Annotated in this window: 9 protein-coding genes; 6 read left to right on the top strand and 3 right to left on the bottom strand. The window is 54.7% G+C overall.

Translation table 11 applies throughout. The features are described 5' to 3' along the window. Positions 1 to 67: 67 nt before the first annotated feature. Together BM205_RS04945 and BM205_RS04940 are read left to right on the top strand one after the other, a co-directional pair. Positions 68 to 955, top strand: a complete 888-nt coding sequence (locus BM205_RS04945; protein WP_092413139.1) for a LysR family transcriptional regulator — start codon at positions 68 to 70, stop codon at positions 953 to 955. 842 nt (positions 956 to 1,797) lie between these two features. Beyond that, the gene (locus BM205_RS04940; protein WP_092413137.1) at positions 1,798 to 3,099 is read left to right on the top strand and encodes an aspartate carbamoyltransferase; all 1,302 of its coding nucleotides are present in this window, start codon (positions 1,798 to 1,800) and stop codon (positions 3,097 to 3,099) included. 79 nt (positions 3,100 to 3,178) lie between these two features. Here BM205_RS04940 and BM205_RS04935 read toward each other — a convergent pair whose 3' ends face one another. Then, positions 3,179 to 5,212: an AsmA family protein gene (locus BM205_RS04935; RefSeq protein ID WP_092413135.1), complete on the bottom strand. Its 2,034-nt coding sequence runs from the start codon at positions 5,210 to 5,212 to the stop codon at positions 3,179 to 3,181. Between the two features lie 306 nt (positions 5,213 to 5,518). Between BM205_RS04935 and BM205_RS24210 the strand changes: the two genes are divergently transcribed. Next, the gene (locus BM205_RS24210; RefSeq protein ID WP_175511163.1) at positions 5,519 to 7,549 is read left to right on the top strand and encodes a DUF3300 domain-containing protein; all 2,031 of its coding nucleotides are present in this window, start codon (positions 5,519 to 5,521) and stop codon (positions 7,547 to 7,549) included. Between the two features lie 133 nt (positions 7,550 to 7,682). Here the strand turns inward: BM205_RS24210 and putA are convergent, their stop codons facing one another. After that, on the bottom strand, positions 7,683 to 11,375 hold the full coding sequence (putA, locus tag BM205_RS04925) for a trifunctional transcriptional regulator/proline dehydrogenase/L-glutamate gamma-semialdehyde dehydrogenase (RefSeq protein WP_092413133.1): 3,693 nt from the start codon (positions 11,373 to 11,375) through the stop codon (positions 7,683 to 7,685). Between the two features lie 357 nt (positions 11,376 to 11,732). Between putA and BM205_RS04920 the strand changes: the two genes are divergently transcribed. From BM205_RS04920 to BM205_RS04910, 3 genes are all read left to right on the top strand, one after another. Then, the gene (locus BM205_RS04920) at positions 11,733 to 12,191 is read left to right on the top strand and encodes an Lrp/AsnC ligand binding domain-containing protein (protein WP_014008389.1); all 459 of its coding nucleotides are present in this window, start codon (positions 11,733 to 11,735) and stop codon (positions 12,189 to 12,191) included. Positions 12,192 to 12,235: 44 nt separating this feature from the next. Further along, complete coding sequence (locus tag BM205_RS04915) at positions 12,236 to 12,547, top strand: hypothetical protein (protein WP_254783747.1); 312 nt, start codon at positions 12,236 to 12,238, stop codon at positions 12,545 to 12,547. Between the two features lie 378 nt (positions 12,548 to 12,925). Continuing rightward, the gene (locus BM205_RS04910) at positions 12,926 to 14,656 is read left to right on the top strand and encodes an alkaline phosphatase family protein (RefSeq protein ID WP_092413130.1); all 1,731 of its coding nucleotides are present in this window, start codon (positions 12,926 to 12,928) and stop codon (positions 14,654 to 14,656) included. An 88-nt stretch (positions 14,657 to 14,744) separates the two neighbouring features. Here BM205_RS04910 and BM205_RS04905 read toward each other — a convergent pair whose 3' ends face one another. Further along, on the bottom strand, positions 14,745 to 15,779 hold the full coding sequence (locus tag BM205_RS04905) for an HTH-type transcriptional regulator GntR (protein ID WP_092413128.1): 1,035 nt from the start codon (positions 15,777 to 15,779) through the stop codon (positions 14,745 to 14,747). Positions 15,780 to 15,787 lie beyond the last annotated feature (8 nt).

Below are 15,787 nucleotides of genomic sequence, written 5' to 3'. Positions count from 1 at the left end.
TGAGTTATGATCAACATCAATATAAGTAATCCTAATAATAAAACCACCATGATGAAAAATTAATCAAATGGATATCACCCAACTTCGCGCCTTCGTCACCGTCGCCAGAGAAGGAAACCTGACCCGCGCTGCCGAATTACTGCATGTCACACAACCGGCTGTCAGCCTGCAAATCAAGTCGTTGCAAAACAGCTTGAATCTGCAATTATTTACACGCATCCCCAGCGGCATGAGGTTAACCGACGATGGCATCAAGTTACTGCCATTTGCCGAACGTACAATCGCAGCCGTATCCGAATTACGTCAACAAGCAGAAAGCCTGCATTCAAACAGCTCTGAAATACTGAGCGGAAAACTCGCGATCGGCACAATTCTCGATCCTGAATTTATCCGGCTAGGTGCTTTCCTCCAGCGTTTGGTAGAAAGTTATCCACAACTTTCTACACAGTTGCAACACAGCATGTCTGGTGATGTACTGCGGCAAATCAAATCCGGCCATCTTGATGTCGGCTACTACCTCGGCACACCAAGCAAAACTTTCCATAGGCTCACACTGACACAATTTACTTACTGTGTGCTTGCACCATCAGGTTGGAAAAGTCGCGTTTCCGGAAAAGACTGGCCGGCATTGGCTGAATTACCCTGGATTTGGACTCCGCCAGAGTCGGCCCATCATCGCTTACTCAGTAAAACCTTTGCTCAATACAAAGTTACTCCCAATAAAGTTGCTTTGGTTGATCAAGAACCATCGATGCTAGATCTGGTGAAATCCGGAGTTGGTCTGTCTTTGGTGCGTGAGTCGATTGCATTACGGGAAGCACATGCTCATGGCCTGGTAATTTCAGACACGGTCAATTTATCCACCGAACTTTCGTTTATCACCCTGGATAAACGTAAAGACGAACCAGTTATCGCTGCAATATTTGCCATATTGAAAACGATTTGGCGTAATTAATGTTTTAAAAGCATTTTTTTGAGAAAGAAAACCTCTTTTTTTGGAAAACCAGCTTCTTCAGCTTTGTATTTAAAGATTTATATATATAAATAGTAGTAGTAGTTAACCACATGCTTTTCTGTGGATAAGTACGAATTTGACTATTCATTCAAGTACTTACGACTTGGATAAAGGCTGAGTAAACCTTGTATCTGGAAAGAACATTTCTTGGATAAAAAATAGGGTGTGGATATCTAACGTATTTATTCACAATGGATTCCTGTAGTTATCCAAAGACTTATCCACAGTTGCTTTTCTGAATTTCCTTCTTTTCTGCTTTCGAAGTAGATGTCTTTTGTAAATTTCATGAAATAGAACTCGAACAAAAAACAAATTTTTTTTGAAAAATTGGTTTTTTAACCTTTTTTCGTTAATTATTTTTTTAAAGCAACTTCAAAAGAAAAAGCTTTTCGGTTTTGTATTTAAAGATTTATATATATAAATAGTAGTAGTAGTTAACGCCCTGCTTTTCTGTGGATAACTATAAATTTGACCATTCATTCAATGACTTGCGAATTGGATAAAGGCTGAGTAATCGGTGTATCCCTGAAGAATAGTTCTTGGATAAAAAGGCGGCTGTGGAAAACTATTCCAGATATCCACAAATGAAAAACACGATATCCACAGCTTTATCCACAAAATCGAAAAAAGCGGCTGTTTATGGATGTTTTTTAGTCCTGGCAGGCAATTTTTAAGAAAATTTTTCTTCTGCCTAAATAATAAGCAGCCGTAAAAAAACGAAAAATCTGGACAAGCTAAATTCAAACCTTTAATGTACGCATAGCGTATATAAGGAGATGCGAATGAGCGATCAACAGACTTTTCTCCGCGATGCAATGCGTCGCATGAACCTCACCAGGGACAATTTTTCCGATCGAATCGGCGTTCGAAAGCGCGCGTTGGATACCTGGCTGCTACCGGAAACATCCGGTGAATTCCGCGTCATGCCTGACATTGTGAGCAAATTCGTCAACGAGATCCTTGCGGGCGACCCGATGAAATCGCCATTAACGCAGAGCGTATATATAGCAAGGCCAGACGCACCGCTACGCGAGCAGATTTCCCATAACGGCAAACCGCAACTCCTGTCAGTTGATCAATTCTCTCGCGATTCACTCGAGCAGCTATTCCGCGTGACGGACATCATGCAGCCCATTGCAAGGCGTCAGAAGGTCTCGCGCATCCTCGAGGGTGCCGTGCTAGCCAATTTGTTCTTCGAAGCCAGCACGCGCACGCGTATCAGTTTTGGGGCGGCTTTTTGCCGGCTAGGTGGCTCGGTATGCGATACCACCGGCTTCACCTTCTCTTCCATGACCAAAGGCGAGTCGATTTACGACACCAGCCGTGTCATCAGCGGATATGTCGACGCGCTGGTGGTCAGGCATCCGGAACAAGGGGCGGTCGACGAATTCGCTCGCGCTACGAATATCCCGGTGATCAATGGCGGCGATGGCCCCGGCGAGCATCCGAGCCAGGCGATTCTCGACCTGTACACCATACAGCGCGAATTCTCGCGGCTAGGGAAACTGATTGATGGCTCCCACATCGTCATGGCGGGCGATTTGAAGTACGGCCGCACAGTGCATTCGCTGATCAAGCTGCTGGCGCTCTACCGCGGCCTGAAGTTCACCCTGATCGCACCGCCTACGCTGGAGATGCCGGCGCATATACTGGACCGGATTGCACGCGGCGGCCATGTGGTGGAACAGTCAACATCCCTGGCGCAGGGGCTGAAAGGCGCTGACATCGTGTATGCCACGCGGATCCAGAAGGAGCGCTTTGCCGATGAAGCGATAGAAGGCTATACCCCGGATTTCCAGATTAACCAGGCTCTGATCGACGCCACCTGCAGCGTCGACACCATCGTCATGCATCCTTTGCCGCGCGATGGCCGCCCCGGCGCCAACGACCTCAGCACGGATCTCAACCACGATCCGCGCCTGGCGATTTTCCGCCAGACCGACAACGGCATACCGGTAAGAATGGCGATCTTTGCAACTTTGCTAGGCGTGGAGAATCAGGTGCAGCATTCGATGCGCGATGTCAGCTGGCATTCGCCGCACCATGTCGGACCGGACGACGCGGTGTTTGACGGATTGGATTGAGATGTTGCGGTCGGTGCTTCGATTGTAGGGGGGTACAAAGGCGTGCCCACCCTTCCTTTGCTTCAGGTAAAAAAGGCGCCTAGTGCGCTTTCGCTTTCTTTTGCTGCAAAGTCTTGCCGGGCGGAGGCGCTACCGGCTTCTGCCGGGCTTCCGCCAGCAAACCTGCACAATCGCTCTGCTGATCAGAGCTGATGTTAATCAACGGCAGCACAGCCGTCACCGGCGCCAGCACGGCAAGCGCAATCGCGCCGCCAGCCTTCAAGGCCAATACACCCTTGTCCACCCCTACATCAGGGTTCTTGAAGCTGCCTGTGACGTATATCGGCGTTCTCAGCGTGAAAATCCGCAGCCCCTTGGATTTCGGATGAATGATCAGGGCCAGCGACTCCTGAGCCAGATTGATCTTGCCATCAACGCTGATGATCGCATCGTCGGTATCCATCACGAAGGTGCGGGCGTCCATCACGCCATTGGTCACCGCAAAATCGCTGGCCAGGCAATTCACCTTGACCTGTTTATCGCCGAACAGCTTGGAAATGACGACATTGCCGATATTCAGGCCAGCCGCTTCCAGCACGAACTTGCTGATGGAGCCCTGATTGACGAGTGTTTTCAGTTCGCCGTTCGCGCTGCCCAGCATGCTGGCGACGGAATTGCCAACAGCCGATAGCGAAGCATCGCCGTTTATTTCGCCCAAACTGGCCTGGGCCGACTCTAATGTCGGGAATAACTGTTTGATTTTCAGGTGCCGTGCCGAGATCTTCATCTCAGCCTTGATCTGTTTATTGCTGCCATCAAGCTTGATGTTGGAAATCAGATTGCCGCCCGCCACGCCAAAATTCAATGGCGTCAATGACAGCACACTGTCTTTCAAATGCAGGTCCGCCACCAGATCCTGGATCGGCAGCTCTTTGTCGCGGATAATTTTGCGGCCGGTGAATTTGACGTCGGCATCGATGCTGCCCCAGCGCGTAGTGTCGAACTGCTCGACCGGCAGCACTTTATTGCCTGGCTGGGCCACGCCGTCGCCGCGATTGGCCTTGCTGGCATTCGAGTCAGCGCCGATCAGCGGCGCCAGATCCTGCAGCCTGAGCTGGTTGGAGAGCAGCGCGCCTTTTAACAATGGCCGTGGTTTTTGGGCGATATATTCAAGCGTCCCGGACAAATCGCTGGAGCCGACATGACCGCTGAACTTATCGTAAGTCCAGTCGCCGCCCGCGCGGTTGATCTTGCCGATCAGCCGTCCCTCGGTGGCAAATGGCGGCGTCGCTGGCAGTACGATGCCAGTCAACGGGTACAGGTTCGACATACTGGCGCCAGACAGTTTCAGACGCAGGTCAAGCGCCGCCAGGTCGCTCGGTTTGGTCAGGGTTCCTTGTATCGCAATCGCGGTTTTGCCGATATGGACGCTAGCTTGCAGCGGATACGGTGTGCTGGAATTTTGCAACGACAGCACTGCACCTGCCTTACCCTCGCCGCTGACGGCGGCCTTGTTAAATGTGCCGCCGACCTTCCAGCCGATGCCATACCCTTCCGCGGTGGTGGCCGGCAAGCTATCGATATCGGCCTTGATGTCGACCTTGCTGACCGGGTCCAGTAATCTCACCGTCCCCTTGGCCAGCACCAGTTTCTGCAGTTCCAGCTGCCAGGCAGAAGGCCCGCTCGATTTGAAAGTCCAGTTATTCTCGCCATCCGGCTTGCGTTCCAATGCGATGAAAGGCGCAGTCAGCTCCAGCGACGGCAAAACGATATTGTGGGCAAGCAAAGGCAACGGACTCAACGAAAATGTCAGCTGGCCGATCTCCGCCATATGCGGGCCGGTCTTGGCCCACTCGGGATTGTCGAGCACGATGTCTTTGGCGCTAAGACGCGGCCAGGGCACCCAGCGGCGCCAGCTATCCTGGTCGGTCTGGGATTTTTCCCAGGTCAAAGACAGATCGCCTCGAATCGCAAAATTGCGTCCGGTCGCCTCACTGACGCGCTGGTTGAGCCACGGCTTGGCGTGGTTCCAGTCGAAGGTGAGCACTAATGCCGTACATAGGGCAATCAAACCGATCAACGCCACGATTGACCATAACAGTAGCCGCGCGGGTCGAAATTTAGAGGTAGTCATAGAGTTGTGATGAGCCGCATGATGAAAAAGTTCAATTTGGCAAGTGTCCCAGCAGTGCCCAGGTTGCGATATTTACCGTTTTAGCAATATTGAAATTGATAATTGATTGTATGCCATCGTCCGTGTCATCGAGACCTGATGAGGGAACGTTAAATGAAAATACGGGCAAATTCAGGCCGGCCGTTTGCAGAGTGTGATTATAGAGTGTGAGACTTGCAAGAGTTTGTAACCCCTTGTTGCATAGACAATCTGCCGTGCTAGCTTGTAACTACTATCTATATCCATATCTTGCTGTCGGGAGAAAAAATGCAAAACAATAAAACCCCATTGGCGCTGATGCTGAGCGTGTGCGTAGCATTGCTGCCGCTTGCGGGCTGCGATAAGAAAACCGACACCACGCCAGCCGCGTCGGCGCCGCAAGTACCACAGGCACAGGCGGCCCCCGCGTATGTCCCGCCAACCGCCGATCAGCTATACCAGCTGGTCGGCCCGATCGCCTTGTTTCCTGACAAACTGGTGGCACAAGTACTGGCAGCATCCAGCTATCCCGACCAGGTAACGGCTGCAGACAACTGGCTGGCGCAGAACAAGAATCTGAAAGGCAGCCAGTTGCAGGACGCCGCCAACCAACAACCCTGGGATGTCAGCGTAAAAGGCTTGACCCAGTTCCCTAGCGTGCTGGACCAGATGGCCCGCAATATTCCCTGGACCTCGGCTCTCGGCGACGCCTATGTCAACGATCCTGTCGATGTGATGAACGCGATTCAGGTCATGCGTCAGCGCGCTGCCAGCAGCGGCAACCTGAAAAACACTAAACAACAGCGGATTGCGGTGAGGCCGCGCGCCGAACCGGCGCCAGCTTACGATTACGTGCAAGCGCCCGGTGAGCCACCGATCTACGACGGCCCGGAAATGGTGCCGCCGCCGCCGGAAACCATCGTGATTGAACCGGCCGAACCCGACGTAGTGTATGTACCGGCTTACAATCCCGGCGTGGTCTACGGCGAGCCGCTACCGGTTTATCCCGGCTACTCCTACGAACCCGCCCCTGTGTATTACCCGCCTGGCGAAATTGTGACTGCCGGGGTGCTTACTTTCGGGTTGGGGATTGCAGTGGGCAGCGTTATCAGCCATCACGACTGGGGTTGGGATTCCTGGGGCGTGCATTGGGGCGGTCGCCCTGGTGGCGGCGGTGGCGGTGGCAACTGGAATGGCGGCAACTGGCATCGCCCTGCGGTTGTGTATAACGACAATACCTATGTGTCGCGTTCGACCACGATCGTCAACCGTGTTACCAACAACACGGTGATTAATAACAACAGCAATAACAACAATAACAACAATAACAACAATAACAACAGCAATAACAACAATAACAACCGTTTCAATAACAATAACAACAATCGCAATAATTTTGGCGGCCCTGCCAACAATCCCGCGTTAGCCAACGGCGGGCGCCTTGGTCAGCCTGGCGGTGGCGCTCCTAATTTCAATGCACCCCGGCCTAACTTCGGTGCGCAGGGAAATCCTGTACAGCCGCAGGTGAATCAGAATGCCGTGCCGTTTGCTGGCAATCCTCGGCAGAATCATCCACAGCAGGATTTCAACAACATGACCAAGCCTAATTTCGGCAAGGTTCCGCCAGGTGCAAATGGCGTAGGTGCTGCACCGAATCTGAATCAGTTGGCGCGCCCGGGATTTGTCCGGCCGGCGCCAAACCAGCCGCAAGCCGGCGAACAGGGACATCCTGCGTTCGGCCGGCCTGGGCAGAACGCAAGACCGATGCCGAATCAGCTACAGCAAAACGCGCAGAACCTGCACCCGGCTCCGCCCAGGAATGTGGAAGCACAAAAGCCTGCGAACCTGAACCAGCATCCGTTCGGCGGCAATATGCAAAGGCCGAACATCAACCGCCCTGCCGCGCCGGAGATGGCAAGGCCGCAGCCACAGCCTCAGCCAGTTCAACCGCCGCAGAACGTGCAGAACCGGCAGCCGGAACAGTTCCAGAACCGGCCTAACGGCGGCCAGCAAATGCATCAGGAAATGAATCGGCCGCCGGCAAATCCTGCTCCTCAGGTATTCAACCGTCCGGAACCGCGGCCACAGCCTCAACCTCAACCGCAAATACAAGTGCGGCCGCAGCCGCAGCCTCAGCCTCAGATGCAACCACGGCCACAACCTCAGGCACAGCCGCAAATGCAACCACGGCCACAACCTCAGGCACAGCCGCAAATGCAACCACGGCCGCAACCTCAGGCACAGCCGCAGCAAAATCACGAGCAGCCGCATAACAATGGCGGCATCCATCTGCAAAAGAAGGAAGACGATCACAAGTAAGCGCTCTGAGAAAACGGAATCGAGACGGCCGGAACAGTTATCCACAAGCTGCTGTTCAACAAAAAAGGCTGGCTGAACACATGGTTCAGCCAGCCTTCTTATTTTCACCTGTTGCTATTCGATTTCTATTAGCCTAAGCCTGCAAAGTCATCAGGCTGGCGTTACCTCCGGCAGCGGTGGTGTTGACGCAAACAGCGCGTTCGGCAAGCAAACGCCACAATGGAATCGAGGCGTATTCCGAAGTTTCCAGCAAAGGCACCAGTGCCCCGCTCTGTTCCCCGAGCGCTGTCAGCAAAGGACGCAGGCGCGCGGTGCCTGCGCCGTCGACCAGAGCCAGTTGCAGACGTGTGGCATGGTCGTCGCCGGCGAGCTTCTCGACCACCCTGATAGCAGAACGCACCGCACGTGGCAAACCTTCCGGAATCATCGCAGACGAAGCTGTTTCGACCACTGGCAAATTGCCGGTAGCGAAAACCGCCGCCAGTTGATTCAACATGGTGCCGACGTTATCCGCGCTGCACAGAATCGCGCCGCGCGGTGCGAACGACAGGCTGTTGCGCTCGCCGGTAGGACCTGGCAGCACCAGCGAGGTACCGAGCCAGCTGGCATGCATGTATTCCTCGCCCAGCGCCGCGATACGTTGATGGCCATGGGTCCGGGCCCAGCTCAGCAAGGCTTGCAGCACCGGTGTCGCGATCGTCGCGTCGGCATTCGGTGCGTGAATCGTGTGCGCACCCAACGAGACGGCAGAATTACGTTGCAGGCGTTTCAGATACAACGGACCGCCGGCCTTCGGCCCGGTGCCGGATTTTCCTTCGCCGCCAAACGGCTGCACGCCGACTACCGCGCCGACGATATTGCGGTTGACGTAGATATTGCCGACATGCGCGTGAGCGACGATGAAATCGATGGTTTCATCGATGCGTGAATGGATGCCCAGGGTCAGGCCGTAACCGCTGCCGTTGATGGCGTCGATCAATTGTGGCAGTTCATTGCGCGCATAACGCAGCACATGCAATACCGGGCCGAATACTTCGCGCTTCAACTCCGACATTGAACCGATTTCGATCAGCGTAGGCGCCACGAAAGTGCCGTTGCTTTGTTCCGCCGGCAGCGGCAACTGATAGAAATCTTTCGCTGTGGCGCGCATCTTTTCGATATGGGCCAACAACTGTCCTTGTGCATCGGCATCGATCACCGGCCCGATGTCGGTACTCAAACGATCCGGATTACCAATCCGCAGTTCTTGCATCGCGCCCTTCAGCATATGCAAGGTGCGGTCGGCGATGTCGTTTTGCAGACACAGTACACGCAAAGCCGAGCAGCGCTGGCCGGCGCTGTCGAAAGCCGAGCTCAACACGTCCTGCACCACTTGCTCCGGCAATGCGCTGGAGTCGACGATCAACGCATTCTGACCACCGGTTTCGGCGATCAAGGGCAGGTCGACCGATTCCTCCAGCGAACGTTTGGCCAAGGTGCGATTGATGATTTGCGCGACCTCGGTCGAGCCGGTAAAAATCACACCCTTGACGCGTGAATCGGCGGTAAGCGTGGCGCCGACGGTATCGCCCTGGCCCGGCAAGAATTGCAGAGCCGCTTGCGGCACGCCGGCTTCATGCATCAGTTGTACTGCGCGCGCGGCGATCAACGGCGTCTGTTCGGCCGGCTTGGCCAACACCACGTTACCGGCTGCCAGCGCAGCGCTGACTTCGCCGATGAAAATCGCCAACGGGAAATTCCACGGGCTGATACACACCACCGGCCCCAGCGCCAGCGCATTCTGCGCATGCCGGACCTGTGCCGAGTAGTAGCGCAAGAAGTCGATCGCTTCGCGTACTTCAGCGATAGCGTTGGGCAGCGATTTTCCTGCCTCGCGGATCGCCAAAGCGATCAACTCCAGCTGATTATCTTCAAACAAAGCTGCGGCGCGATCCAGTTTGTCGGCACGTTCCGCCGGCGGCAGGGTTTGCCAATCCATGGCGTAGACGCTGGCGGCATGCAAGGCCTTATCCACATCGGCCACGCTGGCTTCGACCACGCTGCCGACCACGTCACGCTGGTCGGCAGGATTCAATACCGGACGCGCAGCCTGACTGTACGTTTGCAAGGAAGTCTGTGATTCAGCCAGCATCGGCGTGACATGCCATTGCTGCTTGCCGAAAACACCGAAAGCGCTATCGATCTGACGCAAAACTTCTTCGTTGCTCAAGTCCAGGCCCGCCGAATTCCTGCGCTCCGCGCCGTACATGGCCGTCGGCAATGCAATCTGCGGATGCGGCTCTCCGCCCAGTTCCCGGGCGGCTTGCAGCGGATCGGCAATCAGCGAATCAATCGACACATTCTCGTCGACGATCTGATTCACGAAAGAAGAATTGGCGCCGTTTTCAAGCAAACGCCGCACCAGGTAAGCCAGCAAAGTCTGGTGCGAGCCGACCGGCGCGTAGATCCGGCACGGCTTGTCCAGCATGTCCTTGCCGACCACCTGGTCGTACAAGGTTTCACCCATGCCGTGCAGGCACTGGAACTCATAATCGGTGATATTTTTTTCTTGCGCCCAGCTATAGATGGTGGCCAGCGTGTGCGCATTATGCGTTGCAAATTGCGGATAAATGACATCGGTCGACGCCAGCAATTTTTGTGCACAGGTCAGATACGAAACATCGGTGTACACCTTGCGGGTATATACCGGGAAGCCGGACAAGCCGTCGACCTGGGCGCGTTTGATTTCAGAATCCCAATAGGCGCCCTTGACCAGCCGCACCATGAATTTACGGCCGCTGCGATGCGCCAGGTCGACCAGGTAATCGATCACGAAAGGACAGCGTTTCTGATAGCCCTGCACCACAAAACCAATGCCGTCGAAACCGGCAAGGTCAGGATCGAACGCCAGCGCTTCCATCAAATCCAGCGACAACTCCAGGCGATCGGCTTCTTCGGCGTCGATATTCAAGCCGATGTCGTACTGTTTAGCCAGCAGCAGCAATTGTTTTAAGCGCGGCAGCAATTCTTCCATCGTGCGTTGCCGTTGCGCGCGTGAATAACGCGGATGCAACGCTGACAATTTCACCGAGATTCCCGGCCCCTGCTTGATGCCGCGCCCGGCCGAAGCCTTGCCGATCGCATGGATCGCATCTTCATACGAGCGGTAATAGGCGGCCGCATCTTCTTCCGTCAAAGCCGCTTCGCCCAGCATATCGTAGGAATACCGGTAGCCGCGCTTTTCATTGTCGCGGCTGTTGTCGAGTGCTTCAGCGATGGTCTGGCCGGTGACGAATTGATTGCCCAGCATGCGCATGGCGACGTCGACGCCCTTGCGGATCAGCGGCTCACCACCGCGGCCGATCAATTTTGTCAGCGCAGAGCCCAGTCCGCGCTCGCTATTGGTGGCCACCAGCTTGCCGGTAATCAGCAAGCCCCAGGTAGCCGCATTGACGAACATCGATGGCGATTCACCCAGATGGCTGCGCCAGTCGCCCTTGCTGATCTTGTCGGCGATCAGGCGATCGGCAGTCTGGTGATCTGGAATCCGCAATAGCGCCTCCGCCAGGCACATCAGCGCCACGCCTTCTTCCGATGACAACGAGAATTCATGCATCAAAGCATCGACGCCGGAAGCGCGCGTGCGCTTTTCCCGCACGGCTTGCACCAGCTTGCGCGCCAGCGTCTGGCTGGCAGCATGCGAGCCGGCGCTGGTCTGCACCTGCGCCAGCAGCCATTGCACGGCCAGCGTTTCATCGCGCCGGTAAGCAGCGGTGATGGCGGCGCGCAGTGGCGTCGGATCGGTCATGACTTCGTGGTGGAACGCGGTGAATGGAGTGCTGAACATGGTGGCGGAAGGAGTGATGCTGGATGGCTGGGATGACGGCGGTAGCGGCGGCATGGCGATTGTCTCGGTCTCTGTAAGAATATTAGGTGTCAACTTGTGGTTGCTCCCACAAGCCGTAAGCAACCCGCTGCCGGGCGATAATGCTGACTTTGCCTGCAATTAAATTGCAGAAATTGCAACATCATCGTCCAGCCGCAGATTTGCTCGCTGGCATTGTTGTTTTAGTTTCGGTAGAAATCTAAGTTGTTCGATTGTAGGCGGCATCGGCATGGATTAATTCTGGTAATAATGGCCGCTATCAAAATTTTGTTATTGGTGAGAAAATTTAACCGAATAAAATTTTTCAGAAAACAACCCATGCTAGACAAGATAAGTAAGAAAATCCTGGCCGAATTGCAAAATGATGGTCGTATCAGCAATGTCGACCTCTCGGCCCGCGTCAATTTGTCGCCCGCGGCCTGCCTGGAGCGCGTGCGCAAATTGCAGGAGGCCGGCTATATCTTGCACTACACCGCCCAGCTCAATCCGCAGCTGCTGGACGTAGCGCTATTGGTGTTTATCGAAGTGGTGCTGGACCGCACCACGCCGGAAGTATTCGAAGCATTCAGCCAAAGCGTGCAAATCATCCCGGAAGTGCTGGAATGCCACATGGTGGCCGGCGGCTTCGATTACCTGGTGAAGGCGCGCGTCAAGGATATGAACGCCTACCGCGAGTTTCTCGGCAAATCGCTGTTGCAGCTCAAGGGCGTGCGCGAGACCCACACCTATGCGGTGATGGAAGAGGTCAAGCACACCACCAAGTTGCCGATACGCTGATACATTGCGGAAAATCCACTGAATTTTGATTACGGAAAATGACCATGAATCGACTTATATTGGCCGCGGCATGTTTCGCCGCGCTGCAAGGATGCGCCCCCATGGATGAACCGGCGCCAACTCCGCAAGCCGAAGCGCATGCGAGCAACGCCTCATCGGGCTGTGTGGCAGACAAACAGGAAGATAGCGCGTTGGTAGGCAAGACCGAACAGGATGCCGTCGCTATGTTGTCCGGTTGCGTCTGGCGCATCGGTGAGCGCGATGGCGAGCAATTCGCCGGGACCATGGATTATCAGGAAGCCCGGCGGACGTTGGGGATTGCTGCCGGCAAGGTGACTTGGGTGCGGCGAGGCTGAGGCGGAATACCAGACACGGTGCGTCATGTTCCTGAGCATGACGCGCCAGCTCCCTCCTGTGCAACACGCAAAGCAATTCCCCGCATCTTAGTAATCTCCTGTAGGGACACACAGTGTCTCTACAAAAGCAGTAGCTGACATTTCGACAAATGCAATCTGCGTTGTCACCAGCGCGTGCTGCTTCAGAAAAAATCTGATTCACGTATCAATTATCAATTTCCCCATCCTTGCAAAGAGACCGGGCTCACCTGAGCTGGCTCTCTGATCCGCTCAAAAATGTCGCCGTACGTAATTATCCGGTCACATATGCACCTTATGCTGGACATCCGCACTCCCCCATTCCCGTCTTTCTCACTATTTCACTATAGGAAAAGAACCATGCAAACCCCGAAAAAAATCACTTTGGCGGTACTGCTGTCTTGGCTCGCATGTACAACGACGTTCAGTCATGCTGAAGAGATGGAGGCTGGGAAACAGCCAGTTAAACAAGCCAAGCATGTCCTGCTTATTTCAGTCGATGGCCTGCACCAGGCTGATCTTGACTGGTTCGTTACTGCGTATCCGCACTCCACCATCGCGCGCATGGTGCGTGAAGGCGCCAACTACACCAACGCCAGAACCCCATTTCCTTCGGATTCATTTCCAGGCATGGTCGGACAAGTCACTGGCGGCAATCCGAAAACCACGGGTATTTATTACGACGACGCCTACAGCCGGGCGCTGCTGCCTGCGGGAACGACCAGCTGTGCGGGAGCGAAGCCCGGGGCGGAAGTTTACTATGCCGAAGTTGACGCAAAGGACATGAACCGCTTAGACAGCGGCCAACAGATTCCCGGGTTATATGCTGATTTTACAAAAATCTCTCAGTTGACCGGGCATGCGCAAGATTTGATAGATCCAAAAACATTACCAGTAGATCCAAAAACATGTTCGCCGGTGTTTCCACATCAGTATCTTCAAGTGAATACGATTTTTGAAGTGGCGAAGCAGCATCATTTACGTACAGCGTGGTCGGACAAGCACGCAGCGTATGAAATTCTCAACGGCCCGTCCGGCAAGGGCATTGATGACTTGTTCGCACCTGAAATCAACAGTTCTGTCACGGATCCATCGACACCTGCGGGTCCCGGTAACGACTGGACCAAAGACAACACTAACACGCAAAAATACGATGCCTTCAAAGTGAAGGCTGTCGTGAACTGGATCAAGGGCTTCGATCACGCCGGCAATAACTCATTGGGTACGCCAGCTATTTTCGGCATGAATTTCCAGGCTGTCTCCACCGCGCAGAAACTCAACAAATCAGGCTACTACACAGACCCGAATGACCCCAACACCATCATGACCAACGGTCTGGGCGGCTACACCTTGAACGGCGCTGTGCCAGGACCGGTATTGCAAAGTGCACTTACTTTCGTGGATGATCGGCTCAAGACCATGGTCAACGCGCTTGATCTCAAAAACACGGTGGTGATTCTCTCCGCAAAACATGGCCAGTCCCCACAAAACCGCTCGGCACTGACGATAATCAATGATGGCAACATGATTGACGCATTGAACTGCGCGTGGGAAAACAATAGTGCAAGCTGCAAGGACCCCGCCCAAACGCATTTGGTGGCACATGCAATTGATGACGACGGTATTCTGATGTGGCTCACCGACCGCTCGGTTAAAGCAACGCGCTTTGCGAAGAAATTCCTGCTAGCTTATTCGGGAACCGGCATCGGCTCGGATACTTTGGGTAACGCCATCTCCAAACCATTCACGCAAGCCGGCGTCACAAAAATCTATGCGGGCGAAGAGGCTGAAGATTGGTTCGGCACCAAGCGTGGCGATGAACGCGTTCCCGATGTGGTCGGCATCGCGCAGCAAGGAGTCGTCTGGGCCGGCGGCAAGTTGTCCAAGATTGCCGAACACGGTGGCGATGCACACCAGGATAGACATGTGCCTATCGTGATATGGGGTGCTGGTATCGGACACCAATCAAATGATGAGCATGTCGAGACTAACCAGATTGCGCCGACAATTCTCTCGTTGCTGGCGCTGGATCCGCGGGAACTGCGGGCTGTACAGATTGAACATACTAAGGCTTTGCCGGATTTGCATTAACCGGTAACTGGTAATTTGACAGGTTGGGCTGAGAAGCCCGACCTGTCAAGGAGACCTATTATCTGCATGCCAATGCCGTAGCGTCAATTCAGGTACTGCTCCGTATCGCCAACCGGAAACCGAGATCGACACTGGTTGTTTCCACCACCTCGCGCCTGAGTATCTTGATCAGCAACTGGGCGGCGGTAAAGCCGATGTCGTAACGCGGCGTGACAATCGTGGTGATGCCGGGATTGGCGTAGGCCGACCACGGCAAATCGTTAAAACCGGCAATCGCCATCTGGCCGGGAACCGACAGGCCGCGCCGCTGACACTCGAACAAGACGCCAAGCGCCAGATCGTCGTTGCAACAAAATACCGCATCGCAGGAAGGGGTATGCTGCAAGATCTGGCCTAGCATCCTGGTGCCGAGTTCCACCGTGGACGGTGCCGGCGTCAATACTTCAACGTCGGCCGCTATGCCGGCTTCGGCAAGCGCCTTGCGAAAGCCGTGCCGGCGTTTCATCATGCGCGGATCAAGCTGGGCGCCGAGGAAGCCAGGTTGGCGGTAGCCGCGCTCGATCAAATGGCGGGCGATGCTGTAGCCCGCATCTTCATGTGAAAAACCGACTGTGACATCGCTGCAATCGGGATTCAGGTCGAACATGCGTACCGCCGGCACATTGTGTGCGGCCAGCTGGTCGCGTAACACATCCTGCTGTTCTATGCCGCTGAGCAAAAAGCCATCCGGCGCATGCGCCAGGTAAGTGCTGATCAGCTGGCTTTCCTTTTCCGACGAATAACTGCTTTCACCGATCAGGAATTTGTAACCGTGCTGATTCAGGCTGTCGCGGATCCCGGTCAGGGTTTCCACGAAAACCGAGTTGCTGAGCGACGGCACAATCACGCCGATCACCTGCGATTTGGCTGAGGCCAGCGTGCTGGCGGCTTGATTCGGCACATAGCCGAGTTGTTTGATCGCCGCAGCAATCCGTTCCCGTGCTTCCAGCTGCACCAGCGCTGGCGTTTTCAGTGCGCGCGATACCGTCATCGGACTGACGCGGGCGAGCCGGGCGACGTCGACGATAGTTACCCTGCCGCTGGCGCGGCTATGGCGTTGTTGTTTGAGTTCCGGGCCGCTCATGGTTGCAA

Origin of the sequence: Collimonas sp. OK307, assembly GCF_900113705.1 — a bacterium.
Lineage (GTDB): Bacteria > Pseudomonadota > Gammaproteobacteria > Burkholderiales > Burkholderiaceae_D > Collimonas.
Note: the sequence above shows the minus strand (reverse complement) of the source record. Positions and strands in the feature narration are given on the sequence as shown.

Bases quoted from the DNA above. Each gene is read 5' to 3' on its own strand.
- BM205_RS04945 (WP_092413139.1), top strand. From the start codon at position 68: ATGGATATCACCCAACTTCGCGCCTTCGTCACCGTCGCCAGAGAAGGA.
- BM205_RS04940 (WP_092413137.1), top strand. From the start codon at position 1,798: ATGAGCGATCAACAGACTTTTCTCCGCGATGCAATGCGTCGCATGAAC.
- BM205_RS04935 (WP_092413135.1), bottom strand. From the start codon at position 5,212: ATGACTACCTCTAAATTTCGACCCGCGCGGCTACTGTTATGGTCAATC.
- BM205_RS24210 (WP_175511163.1), top strand. From the start codon at position 5,519: ATGCAAAACAATAAAACCCCATTGGCGCTGATGCTGAGCGTGTGCGTA.
- putA (WP_092413133.1), bottom strand. From the start codon at position 11,375: ATGTTCAGCACTCCATTCACCGCGTTCCACCACGAAGTCATGACCGAT.
- BM205_RS04920 (WP_014008389.1), top strand. From the start codon at position 11,733: ATGCTAGACAAGATAAGTAAGAAAATCCTGGCCGAATTGCAAAATGAT.
- BM205_RS04915 (WP_254783747.1), top strand. From the start codon at position 12,236: ATGAATCGACTTATATTGGCCGCGGCATGTTTCGCCGCGCTGCAAGGA.
- BM205_RS04910 (WP_092413130.1), top strand. From the start codon at position 12,926: ATGCAAACCCCGAAAAAAATCACTTTGGCGGTACTGCTGTCTTGGCTC.
- BM205_RS04905 (WP_092413128.1), bottom strand. From the start codon at position 15,779: ATGAGCGGCCCGGAACTCAAACAACAACGCCATAGCCGCGCCAGCGGC.